Genomic DNA, 12,778 nt, shown 5'->3' with positions numbered 1-12,778 from the left:
TGAATTGTCCACATAGAACATATTTGGGAGTTGGACTTGGCTAATATCAAATCAGCTAAGAAACGTGCCGTTCAGTCTGAAAAGGCTCGTAAGCACAACGCAAGCCGTCGCTCTATGATGCGTACTTTCATCAAGAAAGTATACGCAGCAATCGAAGCAGGCGACAAAGCTGCAGCGCAGAACGCATTTAACGAAATGCAACCAATCGTGGATCGTCAGGCTGCTAAAGGTCTGATCCACAAAAACAAAGCAGCGCGTCATAAAGCAAACCTGACCGCGCAGATCAACAAACTGGCTTAATCGCTACTTGTTGTTGCTTGTTTGAAAGAACCCGCTTAACGCGGGTTTTTTTATGTCTTCAGATTGCCGGCGGCGTAAACAGCGCCGAGTAGTCGCGGTTGCAGATTCGCTGCACCGCCGGGTGCTGAATCATCCTTTCGGCGAATATGGCGTGATACTCTTCCATCACGTTATCCACCCTGCCAATCTCGGTAATCTTGTCGTCTGAATAGAGATCGTGCGCGTACAGCGTCGGGGCAACGAAGATAGCGTTGTGCGCCTCGCCAAAAGCCTTCATCAAAGCCGCATCGTCGAACTCACCGAGGATCTCCACGTTCAGCCCCTGCGAGTTAAACCAGTTCAGCAGCTTACGTCCGAGCATAGACCGCCTACCCGGCACCAGCAGGCGGCGCTCTTCCAGGCAAGCAGGAAACGGTTTTTCCGGCGGCGGATTAATGCACCAGAAACTGACGCCGCATTCGCCAATTTTCACCGAGAACAAGCCTTCCTGCTGCGTGGAGTCGATTGGGCAGTCCGAGATAATCATATCCAGCTTATGCTGGCTCAGCTGTTCCAGCAGCATCTCGTGAGTGGACTCAAAGCAGCGTAAATGAATCTGTTCATCTTCCACCACCGCCGCATCCAGCACACCGCTTACCAGCCGTTTGGACAACGCATCCGCCACGCCCACGTCAAAGAGCAGGTTCGACTCTTTGCGATAGTTAACGATATCCAGCATCTCCTGGCTCAGGGTGAACATCTTGTCCGCATAGCGGAACACCAGTTCGCCCAGCTCGCTCGGCTCAATGCCACGTCCTTTCCGCTTAAAAAGCTTGCCCTGTAAGCGCTCTTCCAGGGCTTTGATTTGCCCGGTAATAGTTTGTGGTGTCAGGTAGAGCGCCTCTGCCGCTCCCACGACCGAGCCCTGCTTGTAGACATGCCAGAAGTAATAGAGATGGTTATAGTTCAAATGAGACATCACGTTTTCACTCCCTGATAGTTTATCGGGAGAAGGCTTCCCTTCTCCCGGTTTCCTGTTATGCCTGGACAGCCTGTCCGGACAACTTCACCTTCAACAAGGTATAACCAATAACCGCGGCCAGTAACGACCCGATAAGAATGCCGAGTTTCGCCCAGACGATAAGCTCAGGCGCGCTGGTGCCAAACGCCAGCGTCGAGATAAAGATCGACATGGTGAATCCAATACCGCATAGCACGCCGATGGCCATAATCTGACTAAAGGTGGTTCCATTTGGCAATGACGCCAGCTTCAGCTTCAGCGCCAGCCAGCAGAACAGGCTGATACCCAGCGGCTTACCGATAAACAAACCAGCGATGATACCCAGCGGCAGCACAGAGGTGAGTCCGTCCAGGGTAACACCGGCCAGGGAAACACCCGCGTTGGCAAATGCAAACAGCGGCAGGATCATAAAGCCCACCCACGGATGAAGCACATGCTCCAGCTGTCTGGCAGGCGATTTGCCGTCCTGCTCCTTCAGCGGAATAAAGAAGCCAACGATGACGCCCGCCAGCGTGGCATGCACGCCAGACTTCAGCACCGCCGTCCACAGCACCATCCCCACCAGAATATAAATACCCGTGCGTCGGACGTTGAAGACGTTCAGCAACGCCAGCACCGCAATAGCCACGGCCGCCACGCTCAGCGACAGAACCGACAGATCGCTGGTGTAGAACAGCGCGATAATCACGATAGCGCCCAGGTCATCGATAATCGCCAGCGCCATCAGGAAAATTTTCAGTGCTACCGGGACGCGGCTACCGAGCAAGGCTAAGACCCCGAGCGCAAACGCGATATCCGTTGCGGCCGGGATCGCCCAGCCGTCACGCGCAACCGGATCCTGCCACGCAAACGCGAGAAAGAGCAAAGCGGGAACGATCATCCCGCCAATCGCCGCGATCACCGGAAACGCCGCGCGCTGTCGGCTGGCAAGAGAACCGATCACCAGCTCACGTTTGACCTCCAGGCCTACCAGCAGGAAGAACACCGCCATCAGCGCATCGTTGATCCACAGCAGCATGTTCTTGTTAATTTCCAGCGCCCCGACCTTCAGCTCGACGGGGGTTTCCAGAAATGCGTGATAGAGATCGCGCGTCATGCCCATATTGGCGAGCAGCATGGCGGCTGCAGCAGCAATAATCAGGATGACGCCGCCGGATGCCTCACTGCTAAAGAAACGGTGTAGTAATTTCACGTTTAAACTCTCTTTTACAACAATACCTCGGTAAAACCATAATATCAGCGCAAACAGATCGGTAAAAACAGATTAATATTGGTTATAGATTCAGTTTAACCGAGGAATAACGCTATAAAGCAAAAAGCCCGGAATCGCTTCCGGGCTTTAAAGGATAGTAACCAGCTGGCAGGTTAGCGGGTTAAATCGTCGAAGAATTTTTTGACGCCATCGAAGAAGCTTTTGGAGCGCGGGCTGTTTTTCTCACCCGTCGGGCCACCAAAACTCTCCTGAAGCTCTTTCAGCAGCTGTTTCTGCTTGTCGTTCAGGCCGACCGGCGTTTCAACAACCACGCGGCATAACAGGTCACCCTGCGCGCCACCGCGAACGGATTTAACGCCTTTGCCGCGCATGCGGAACAGCTTCCCGGTCTGGGTTTCGCCAGGGATTTTCAGGTTAACGCGACCGTCCAGCGTCGGCACTTCGATTTCGCCGCCCAGCGCCGCCATCGCAAAGTTGATCGGCACTTCACAGTACAGGTTGTTACCTTCACGCTCGAAGATGGCGTGCTGTTTAACCTGAACCTGAACGTACAGATCCCCTGCCGGTGCGCCGTGCTCGCCCGCTTCCCCCTCACCTGCCAGACGGATGCGGTCGCCCGTATCCACGCCTGCCGGGATCTTAACGGACAGCGTTTTGGTTTTCTCCACACGACCGTGACCGTGGCATTTGGTGCACGGATCTTTAATCAGCGTACCGCGACCATGACAATGCGGACAGGCCTGCTGCACCGCGAAGAAGCCCTGGCGCATCTGTACCTGACCGGAACCGTGACAGGTTGGACAGGTCTGTGGCTGAGTCCCCGCTTTCGCGCCGCTGCCGTGGCAAACGTCACACTCTTCCAGCGTCGGGATACGGATCTCTTTGGTTACGCCACGAACCGCTTCTTCCAGCGTCAGGTCCATGTTATAGCGCAGATCTGCGCCGCGCGCCGCGCGCTGACGACCACGACCGCCGCCGAAGATATCGCCAAATACATCGCCAAAGATGTCGCTGAAATCAGCGCCGCCGCCGAAGCCGCCGCCACCAAATCCACCGCCGCCCATGCCGCCCTGTTCAAAGGCCGCGTGACCATACTGGTCATAAGCCGCACGTTTTTGTGCATCGGTCAGGACTTCGTAGGCTTCTTTAATCTCTTTAAATTTGGCTTCAGCCTCTTTGTCACCCTGATTACGGTCAGGGTGGAATTTCATGGCCAGGCGCTTATATGCCTTTTTGATTTCACGCTCTTCCGCAGTTTTCGGAACGCCTAAAATCTCGTAATAGTCTTGCTTTGCCATTGGTTTTTTTAAGCCCCTTAACATGCGAGCACGGGCGTGGAGAATACTCCTACGCCCGTGCCGATTAATTACCCTGCATCAGGGCGATTATTTTTTATCTTTCACTTCTTCGAACTCAGCGTCGACAACATCGTCGTCTTTCGCGTTGTTCTGGGAAGCATCAGCGCCCGCCTGCTGCTGTGCGTGCTGCTGCTGAGCGATTTCCATCAGCTTCTGAGAAACCTGTGCCAGCTCCTGCATCTTCGCTTCAATGTCCGCTTTGTCTTCGCCTTTCAGAGACGTTTCCAGCGCGCTCAGTGCAGTTTCGATCGCAGTTTTGTCTTCCGCTGGCAGTTTATCGCCCGCTTCTTCAACCTGCTTACGGGTGCTGTGCAGCAGATGGTCACCCTGGTTACGGGTCTGAACCAGCTCTTCGAACTTACGGTCGGATTCCGCGTTAGCTTCGGCATCACGAACCATTTTTTCGATTTCCGCTTCGTTCAGGCCAGAAGATGCCTTGATGGTGATCTTCTGCTCTTTACCGCTGTTTTTGTCTTTCGCAGACACGTGCAGGATACCGTCAGCATCGATGTCGAAGGTGACTTCGATCTGTGGCATGCCGCGTGGTGCCGGGTTAATACCGTCCAGGTTGAACTGACCCAGAGATTTGTTATCCGCCGCACGCTTACGCTCACCCTGAATCACATGGATGGTTACCGCAGACTGGTTATCTTCAGCGGTAGAGAACACCTGGCTGTGTTTCGTCGGGATAGTAGTGTTTTTGTTGATGAGCGGAGTCATCACGCCACCCATGGTTTCGATACCCAGTGACAGCGGAGTAACGTCCAGCAGCAGTACGTCTTTCACTTCACCCGTCAGAACACCACCCTGAACCGCAGCACCGATAGCAACCGCTTCGTCCGGGTTCACGTCTTTACGTGGCTCTTTACCAAAGAATTCAGCAACTTTCTTCTGAACCATTGGCATACGAGTCTGACCACCTACCAGGATAACGTCCTGAATATCAGACACGGACAGGCCAGCGTCCTGCAATGCAACTTTCAGTGGCTCGATAGAACGGTTCACCAGGTCTTCTACCAGGCTTTCCAGTTTCGCACGGGTCACTTTGATGTTCATGTGTTTTGGACCGGTCGCGTCTGCGGTGATGTACGGCAGGTTCACGTCGGTCTGCTGAGCGGAAGACAGTTCGATCTTCGCTTTCTCAGCGGCTTCTTTCAGGCGCTGCATGGCCAGCGGGTCGTTACGCAGGTCAATGCCCTGATCTTTCTTAAACTCGTCAACGAGGTAGTTGATCAGACGGGTATCGAAGTCTTCACCACCCAGGTGGGTATCACCATTGGTTGCCAGAACTTCGAAGGTTTTTTCGCCGTCAACGTCGTCGATTTCGATAATAGAGATATCGAAGGTACCACCACCCAGGTCGTAAACCGCGATAGTACGGTTGCCAACTTCTTTATCCAGACCGTAAGCCAGCGCAGCTGCGGTTGGTTCGTTGATGATACGTTTTACTTCCAGACCTGCGATACGGCCAGCATCTTTGGTTGCCTGACGCTGAGCATCGTTGAAGTAAGCAGGTACGGTGATAACAGCTTCAGTTACCGGTTCACCCAGGTAATCTTCCGCGGTTTTCTTCATTTTCTTCAGCACTTCAGCAGAGATCTGCGGAGGTGCAGTTTTGGTGCCTTTCACATCAAGCCATGCATCGCCGTTATCGGCTGCGATGATTTTGTAAGGCATGATGGAAACGTCACGCTGAACTTCTTCGTCCTGGAAGCGGCGGCCAATCAGGCGTTTGATCGCAAACAGGGTGTTTTGCGGGTTTGTCACTGCCTGACGTTTAGCCGGCTGACCAACCAGAGTTTCACCATCCTGGGTATAAGCAATGATAGAAGGCGTGGTGCGATCGCCCTCGGCGTTCTCCAGCACACGTGCAGTAGTGCCATCCATAATCGCTACACAAGAGTTGGTAGTACCCAGGTCGATACCAATAATTTTACCCATCTAAACGTCTCCACTAAAAATTCAGTCAACATGTGGTTGTGTACCTGTAATAAGGGCAGAACGTGCTTTTTCAACTGCCCAGATTTGATTTTTTTCAGGTCCACACACTGCGGTTGCTTACAAGATGGGGTCACAACGGCATCCATCAAGGGGGAAGGATAAAAAATTTTTTAATTTCACCCCGATGAGATCATAGACGGCGCCGATGCCGCCCATTATGATGCCGCGCCCCGTCAGGTAGAACTGGCGCGGGTTTAACCATTTCACCATATTAATGATGATTTTTTTGAGGACTTATGGGCAACACTAAGTTGGCTAATCCGGCTCCGCTGGGCCTGATGGGTTTTGGCATGACCACCATTCTGCTGAACCTGCACAACATCGGGATGTTCCCGATGGACGGCGTAATCCTGGCGATGGGCATTTTTTACGGCGGTATCGCGCAAATTTTCGCGGGCCTGCTGGAATATAAGAAAGGCAATACCTTCGGCTTAACCGCCTTTACCTCTTACGGTTCGTTCTGGCTGACGCTGGTCGCCATTCTGCTGATGCCTAAAATGGGCTTGGCAGATGCTTCAAACGCCCATTTCCTGGGCGTGTACCTGGGACTGTGGGGCGTGTTCACCCTGTTCATGTTCTTCGGCACCCTGAAGGCGAACCGCGCGCTGCAATTCGTCTTCCTGAGCCTGACCGTGCTGTTCGCTCTGCTTGCCGCGGGTCACCTGGCGGATAACGAAGGCATCGTTCACGTTGCCGGCTGGGTCGGTCTGGTGTGCGGCGCAAGCGCTATCTACCTGGCAATGGGTGAAGTGCTGAACGAGCAGTTCGGCCGCACCGTATTACCGATTGGTGAAAAACACTGATCCCTCTGTCGTGCCCGCGTCGCGGGCACGACATCCCTCTGACTGGCGAAGCCACATCCCCAATACCAGCCCCATCAGCGATAACGCCAGCACGTACCATGCAGGTGCAAGGGGTGACAGCCCCATCAACACCGTGACCACAATCGGGGTCAGCCCACCGAAAATGGCATACGAGACGTTATAAGAGAAAGAGATGCCGGTGAAGCGTACCTCCGGCGGGAAGGCGCGGACCATTACGTACGGTACGGCGCCAACGACGCCCACGCACAGCCCGACGATGCCGTACAGCAGGAACAACTGTTCAGGATGGCTGCCCGCAAGATGGTAGAATGCCCAGCTCGACGCGGCCAGCAGCAGGCTGCCGACAATAAAGGTCACGCTGGCACCGAAACGATCCGCCGCCAGTCCCGCGGCCAGACAGCCAAAGCAGAGCATAATTGTCGCGATACTGTTCGCCTGTAACGTCACAGCAGGCGCAAAACCGTACTGTTTTTGCAGCCAGACCGGCGACATCAAAATGACCACCACGATACCCGCAGACAGCAGCCAGGTCAGAAGCATCGACACGACTACCGCTTTTTTATGCCGCACTACTACGGTTTTTACCGGCAATTCTTGCGCCAGCGCCTTCCGCTGCTGCATTTCCAGAAATACTGGCGTCTCCTGCAACCAACGTCGCAGGTACATTGCCACCAGCCCAAACGCCCCGCCCAGCAGGAACGGGATACGCCAGCCCCAGTCGTGAACGGCCTGTTGCGTCATGCTGGTATTGATGATGGTTGCAACCACGGAGCCAAGCAGGATCCCGATCGTCAGTCCTGCGGTCAGCGTTCCGCACGCAATGCCGATGCGGCGCACCGGGACGTGCTCAGCGACAAACACCCACGCGCCCGGCACTTCCCCGCCGATGGCCGCGCCCTGGAGAATACGCATCAGCAGCAGCAATAACGGGGCGATAATGCCCATCGACTCATATGTAGGCAAAAGGCCAATCGCCAGCGTCGGCACGGCCATCAGCAGGATGCTGAGGGTAAACATCTTCTTGCGCCCAACCAGATCGCCAAAGTGCGCCATAACAATGCCGCCCAGCGGACGCGCCAGATACCCGGCAGCGAAAATGCCGAAGGTTTGCACCTGACGCAGCCATTCAGGAATATCCGCCGGGAAAAACAGCGCCCCCACGACGGCGGCGAAGAAGACAAAGATGATGAAGTCGTAAAACTCCAGCGCGCCGCCCAGAGCAGCGAGCGTGAGGGTTTTGTAGTCCTGTCGATTCAGAGGTCGGGTGTTATGTGACATAGCGAACCATTGTGCATGTGTTGTGGATTATTTTTTACAGCAATCGTAAAGAAAAAATTACTATATCGTAAATCCATTTACACGCTACTGCGGCTGGCGCTAATGTCACATTTAAAGCATTTTCAGGAGATTGTTTCGCGGCGAGCGCTTTTAGGGCGAAATGCTGCTACCACATTGCCGTCAGTTTCCACGTACGGACCGTCAAGCAGTTGTATACAATACGGTACACTTGCAAAGATACCGTGGACGATAACGCTGCCGTCTTCGGCTTTTACTCCTTCCAGCGTTTCTTTTATCGACTTCGGCTGCCCCGGCAGGTTCAGGATCAGCGCCTGTTTGCGGATCACCCCGACCTGACGGGAAAGAATGGCCGTCGGGACAAAGTGTAGACTGATCTGGCGCATCTGTTCACCGAAGCCCGGCATTTCACGATCGGCGATAGCCAGCGTCGCGTCCGGCGTTACATCGCGGCGCGCGGGGCCGGTTCCGCCCGTCGTCAGCACAAGGTGGCAGCTCATCTCATCCACCAGCTCACACAGGGTCTGCTCGATGATCGGCTGCTCGTCCGGGATCAGGCGAGTCTGGATCTCAAACGGGGTAGTGAGCGCGCTGCCCAGCCACGCTTCCAGAGCAGGGATGCCTTTATCCTGATAAACACCGCTGGAGGCGCGGTCAGAAATCGACACTAAGCCGATGCGTAAGGTATTCATATCCATTCCATTCAAAAAGTACTGATTAAAGGGAATGATACACGCAGAGAGAAAATTCAGACAGAGGCGGGGGAAAGAGGCGTGACCGGGAACCCGGTCACGCAGAATGATTACAGCAGGTCGCCGATCATTTTTTCCAGTTTTTCCTGGTCGATAGCAAACTTACGGATACCGTCCGCCAGTTTATCTACGGCCATTGGATCCTGGTTGTGCTGCCACAGGAACTCGGACTCGGTGATGCGCTCTGGGCGCGCTTTCACTTCACCGGTGTAGGACAGTTTACGCTCGATAGCTCCTTCGCTTTCTGCCAGCTCTTTCAGCAGCGCAGGGGCGATGGTCAGGCGGTCACAGCCAGCCAGCTCAATGATTTCACCGACGTTACGGAAGCTTGCGCCCATAACAACGGTCTCATAGCCGTGCTGTTTGTAGTATTCGTAGATTTCCGTCACGGAAATCACGCCTGGATCTTCAGACGCCGCATACTCTTTCTTGTCGGTGTTGGCTTTGTACCAGTCCAGAATACGGCCCACAAACGGAGAAATCAGGTATACGCCAGCTTCGGCACATGCACGCGCCTGTGCGAAGGAGAACAGCAGAGTCAGGTTACAGTTGATCCCTTCTTTTTCCAGCTGTTCAGCGGCGCGAATGCCCTGCCAGGTAGAGGCCAGTTTGATCAGGATACGGTCGTTGCTGATGCCCGCATCGTTGTACAGTTTGATCAGGCGTTTTGCTTTGGCAATAGACGCTTCGGTGTCGTAGGACAGGCGAGCATCAACTTCAGTAGAGATACGGCCAGGAACGAGCTTCAGGATTTCCAGACCGATGTTTACTGCCAGTTTGTCAGTCGCATCTACAACCTGCTGCGCGCGGTCATTGCTCTGTGCTTTTGCCCAGGTCACCGCCTCGTCGATCAGTTTGCGATACTCAGGGATCTGCGCGGCGTTAAGGATCAGAGAAGGGTTGGTTGTAGCATCCTGCGGCTGGTACAGCTTCATTGCCGCAATATCTCCGGTGTCAGCGACGACAGTGGTGAACTGACGAAGGGAGGTCAATTTATCCGTCATGATAGTGTTTCTCTTTTAACGTTCCCTGGATAATTCACACTACCGACAGCCTGCCAGCAGCGGAAAAATGACAGGTTTACTTGTTAGGGGGATGTAACCGGTCTGCCCTGATGATAACACGAGTGAGAGGCAGCGCAACCGCAGACAGTGCGCTTAGGCAGAGTATGATAAACTCAGAATATTAACAGGCTGCTAAGTAACAGCATGCACAATCAGTGGTAGCGCTTACATATTCACGTTGGCATCAACAAGAGGGACGTTAGTGCCTGATTTCTTTTTCTTTATTAACGAAGTCCTCTGGGGTTCTATCATGATATACCTGCTTTCAGGAGCAGGTATCTGGTTTACGTGGCGCAGCGGACTGATTCAGTTTCGCTATATTCGCAAATTTGGCAGAAGTCTGAAAAACAGCGTCACACCACAGCCGGGCGGCCTGACCTCATTTCAGGCGCTCTGTACCAGCCTGGCCGCGCGCGTCGGCAGCGGTAACCTGGCCGGTGTCGCGCTGGCAATCGGCGCGGGCGGTCCGGGCGCGGTATTCTGGATGTGGGTGACGGCGATTATCGGTATGGCCACCTCCTTTGCTGAATGCTCGCTTGCGCAGCTCTACAAAGAAAAAGACGGCAACGGTCAATTTCGCGGCGGCCCCGCCTGGTATATGGCTCGCGGACTGGGAATGCGCTGGATGGGCGTCCTGTTCTCAATCTTTTTACTGATGGCCTATGGTCTTATTTTCAATACCGTTCAGGCTAATTCCGTCGCCCACGCGCTGCGCTTTGCCTTCAATTGTCCGGAGTGGCTGACGGGCAGCGCGCTTGCCCTTCTCACCCTGCTGACCATTGTGACCGGGCTGAGAGGGGTTGCCCGCCTGATGCAGTGGCTGGTTCCGCTGATGGCGCTGCTGTGGGTGTCAACCAGCCTGTTGGTATGCGCGATACATATCGACGAAGTGCCGAACGTCATCGTCACCATTTTCCAAAGCGCGTTCGGCTGGCGCGAAGCGGCTTCCGGCGCGCTGGGTTACACCCTTAGCCAGGCTCTCACTGCGGGTTTTCAGCGAGGCATGTTCTCCAACGAGGCGGGAATGGGTTCCACGCCGAATGCCGCCGCAGCGGCCGCATCCTGGCCCCCGCATCCCGCCGCGCAGGGCATTGTACAGATGATTGGCGTCTTCACAGACACCATTGTTATCTGCTCCGCCAGTGCGATGATAATGTTGCTGTCCGGCGCCGTTGAACATCCATCCGGCAGTACAGCAGGCATTCACTGGGTACAACAGGCGCTGGTCTCCCTCGTCGGCGGTTGGGGCGCAGGCCTTGTCGCCCTTGTCGTGGGACTTTTTGCCTTCAGTTCTATTGTGGTTAACTATATCTATGCCGAGAACAACCTTATTTTCCTGAAAGTTGACTCGCGTCTGGCCCGCAACATCCTTCGCGCGGGTGTGCTGGCGATGGTATTTGTCGGTTGCCTGCTCAGCATGCCGATGATCTGGCAACTGGCGGATGTCATTATGGCGCTGATGGCCATCACCAATTTGACGGCAATTTTGCTTCTTTCACCGGTTGTGGCGCTGATCGCGCGCGATTATCTGCGTCAGCGCAAGCTCGGCGTACAGCCCGTCTTTGACGCCTCACGCTATCCCGAAATCGAGTCACAAATTGCTCCTGGCACCTGGGATGATTTGCCGCGGCAATAACAGCTATCGATCAATTCAGGGCGATTTTTTGTTAAAGTCGCTCTAAATTTCCTGCAAGGACTGGATATGCTGATTCTGATTTCACCTGCCAAAACGCTCGACTACCAGAGCCCTCTCGCCACTGAGCGTTATACCCAGCCGGAATTGCTGGACTACTCGCAACAGCTGATCCACGAGGCGCGTAAGCTTTCGGCTCCGCAAATCGCTTCGCTGATGAGCATCAGTGATAAACTCGCCGACCTGAACGCCACCCGTTTTCACGAGTGGCAGCCTGACTTCACGCCCGCTAACGCCCGCCAGGCGCTGTTGGCCTTCAAAGGTGACGTCTACACTGGCCTGCAAGCAGAAACGTTTAGCGAAGCCGATTTCGATTTTGCCCAGCAGCATCTGCGCATGTTATCCGGCCTGTACGGGGTGCTGCGCCCGCTGGATCTGATGCAGCCATATCGTCTGGAGATGGGTATCCGCCTGGAAAATGCCAAAGGCAAAGATCTGTACCAGTTCTGGGGCGATGTCATTACCAATAAGCTTAACGCGGCGCTGCAAGCCCAGGGGGACAACGTGGTGATCAACCTGGCCTCCGATGAGTACTTCAAATCGGTGAAGCCGAAAAAGCTGGATGCGGACATTATCAAGCCGGTGTTCCTCGACGAGAAAAACGGCAAATTTAAAGTGATCAGCTTCTACGCCAAAAAAGCGCGCGGTCTGATGAGCCGCTTCATCATTCAAAACCGCCTGACGAAGCCAGAGCAGCTCACTGGCTTTAACAGTGAAGGGTATTTCTTCGACGAGGCATCGTCAGGAAAAAACGAGCTGGTGTTTAAGCGTCACGAGCAATAAAAGACAACCCCGCCAGCTGGCGGGGTTTGTATTAATGGTGCTTCCGGTCCGGCCCCGGGCGATGATCGTCATGACGGTGATGATCGTGACGATCGCGATGTTCATCGTGCGGACGCCAGTGGTTATCGCGCCAGTCATAGTGCGCTTTCCACCAGTCATGGTCGCGCCAGCGGCCGCCATCCCAGTAGTGTCCGTTATTATCCCGATCGCCAATTTGCAGTTTTACCGCAGGGACGAGGGTGATCTCAGCTGCCTGCACCGCCATGGGAGCGACCAGCATCAGTGAAAGCGCGATAAGTGCAGGTTTCAGTGTAGACATAGGTGACTCCTTATTCTTCTTGCCCAACGTGGGCCGATGTAAGGAGAGTACGTGATGGGAACGGTGGATGTTATTCTCTGCAATCCTAAACCCTAAGTGACCGCATTTATTGGGAATTTCTGCTTTTTTCCTGCTGTTTTTCTCCTTATTTTCTCCATAAAAAAGCCGGGTGGCG

12 protein-coding genes are annotated in these 12,778 nt (G+C 54.4%); 4 read left to right on the top strand and 8 right to left on the bottom strand.

Annotated elements, in window-relative coordinates:
- The first annotated feature begins 36 nt into the window (after window positions 1-36).
- Complete coding sequence (gene rpsT / locus IM282_RS05475; RefSeq protein ID WP_003856458.1) at window positions 37-300, top strand: 30S ribosomal protein S20; 264 nt, start codon at window positions 37-39, stop codon at window positions 298-300.
- 58 nt (window positions 301-358) lie between these two features.
- Here rpsT and nhaR read toward each other — a convergent pair whose 3' ends face one another.
- From nhaR to dnaK, 4 genes are all read right to left on the bottom strand, one after another.
- Window positions 359-1,258: a transcriptional activator NhaR gene (nhaR, locus tag IM282_RS05470; RefSeq protein WP_003856462.1), complete on the bottom strand. Its 900-nt coding sequence runs from the start codon at window positions 1,256-1,258 to the stop codon at window positions 359-361.
- A gap of 58 nt (window positions 1,259-1,316) precedes the next feature.
- Window positions 1,317-2,492 carry a Na+/H+ antiporter NhaA gene (gene nhaA / locus IM282_RS05465; RefSeq protein ID WP_032625424.1) on the bottom strand — a complete coding sequence of 392 codons (1,176 nt, stop codon included), beginning with the start codon at window positions 2,490-2,492 and terminating at the stop codon, window positions 1,317-1,319.
- A 173-nt stretch (window positions 2,493-2,665) separates the two neighbouring features.
- Complete coding sequence (gene dnaJ, locus IM282_RS05460) at window positions 2,666-3,811, bottom strand: molecular chaperone DnaJ (protein ID WP_008502040.1); 1,146 nt, start codon at window positions 3,809-3,811, stop codon at window positions 2,666-2,668.
- A gap of 87 nt (window positions 3,812-3,898) precedes the next feature.
- Window positions 3,899-5,812: a molecular chaperone DnaK gene (dnaK, locus tag IM282_RS05455; protein ID WP_006810169.1), complete on the bottom strand. Its 1,914-nt coding sequence runs from the start codon at window positions 5,810-5,812 to the stop codon at window positions 3,899-3,901.
- Window positions 5,813-6,108: 296 nt separating this feature from the next.
- Between dnaK and satP the strand changes: the two genes are divergently transcribed.
- The gene (gene satP, locus IM282_RS05450; RefSeq protein WP_022647004.1) at window positions 6,109-6,675 is read left to right on the top strand and encodes an acetate uptake transporter; all 567 of its coding nucleotides are present in this window, start codon (window positions 6,109-6,111) and stop codon (window positions 6,673-6,675) included.
- On the opposite strand, the gene IM282_RS05445 is transcribed toward satP, so the two are convergent.
- The 3 genes from IM282_RS05445 to tal form a co-directional block, all read right to left on the bottom strand.
- Window positions 6,652-7,974: an MFS transporter gene (locus IM282_RS05445; RefSeq protein WP_023305417.1), complete on the bottom strand. Its 1,323-nt coding sequence runs from the start codon at window positions 7,972-7,974 to the stop codon at window positions 6,652-6,654. The two genes, satP and IM282_RS05445, sit on opposite strands and share 24 nt — an antisense overlap.
- Window positions 7,975-8,096: 122 nt before the next feature.
- Window positions 8,097-8,684: a molybdopterin adenylyltransferase gene (gene mog, locus IM282_RS05440; protein ID WP_003856479.1), complete on the bottom strand. Its 588-nt coding sequence runs from the start codon at window positions 8,682-8,684 to the stop codon at window positions 8,097-8,099.
- A 110-nt stretch (window positions 8,685-8,794) separates the two neighbouring features.
- Complete coding sequence (tal, locus tag IM282_RS05435) at window positions 8,795-9,748, bottom strand: transaldolase (protein WP_003856481.1); 954 nt, start codon at window positions 9,746-9,748, stop codon at window positions 8,795-8,797.
- Between the two features lie 262 nt (window positions 9,749-10,010).
- On the opposite strand from tal, the gene IM282_RS05430 reads away from it, so the two are divergent.
- Both IM282_RS05430 and yaaA read left to right on the top strand, forming a co-directional pair.
- Window positions 10,011-11,444: a sodium:alanine symporter family protein gene (locus IM282_RS05430; protein ID WP_023299289.1), complete on the top strand. Its 1,434-nt coding sequence runs from the start codon at window positions 10,011-10,013 to the stop codon at window positions 11,442-11,444.
- A gap of 66 nt (window positions 11,445-11,510) precedes the next feature.
- Window positions 11,511-12,284: a peroxide stress protein YaaA gene (yaaA, locus tag IM282_RS05425; RefSeq protein ID WP_069596227.1), complete on the top strand. Its 774-nt coding sequence runs from the start codon at window positions 11,511-11,513 to the stop codon at window positions 12,282-12,284.
- A gap of 31 nt (window positions 12,285-12,315) precedes the next feature.
- Here the strand turns inward: yaaA and IM282_RS05420 are convergent, their stop codons facing one another.
- On the bottom strand, window positions 12,316-12,603 hold the full coding sequence (locus IM282_RS05420; protein WP_022646999.1) for a DUF2502 domain-containing protein: 288 nt from the start codon (window positions 12,601-12,603) through the stop codon (window positions 12,316-12,318).
- Window positions 12,604-12,778 lie beyond the last annotated feature (175 nt).

It is taken from the genome of Enterobacter cloacae complex sp. P29RS (assembly GCF_014893445.1).
Lineage (GTDB): Bacteria > Pseudomonadota > Gammaproteobacteria > Enterobacterales > Enterobacteriaceae > Enterobacter > Enterobacter intestinihominis.
Note: the sequence above shows the minus strand (reverse complement) of the source record. Positions and strands in the feature narration are given on the sequence as shown.